The 279-nt window shown below is 64.2% G+C and carries 1 protein-coding gene; it reads left to right on the top strand.

Annotated elements, in window-relative coordinates; all coding sequences use genetic code 11:
* The coding region (locus LUU93_RS21965; RefSeq protein WP_311202647.1) for a RelA/SpoT AH/RIS domain-containing protein at positions 1–279 on the top strand (279 nt) is incomplete at both ends.

Here is a 279-nt window from a genome sequence, read left to right as displayed (position 1 = left end):
ATTTCGACAAGCTGGCCGAAAAAGCCAATATGAAAACCGCCGAGGACATGTTCGCCGCCCTCGGTGCCGGCGATCTGCGCCTGGCGCAGTTGGTCAACCTGGCCCAGCAACTGGTGGAGCCGGAGCGGGGCAACGAGCAACTGGAGCTGATTCCGCGCAAGGCTACCGGCTACAAGCCGGGCAAGCGCGGCGATATCCAGATCCAGGGCGTGGGCAACCTGATGACCCAGATGGCGGGCTGCTGCCAGCCACTGCCGGGGGATGCGATCGTCGGCTACA

It is taken from the genome of Flavobacterium soyae (genome assembly GCF_021245985.1).
Taxonomy (GTDB): Bacteria; Bacteroidota; Bacteroidia; order Flavobacteriales; family Flavobacteriaceae; genus Flavobacterium; species Flavobacterium soyae.
Note: the sequence above shows the minus strand (reverse complement) of the source record. Positions and strands in the feature narration are given on the sequence as shown.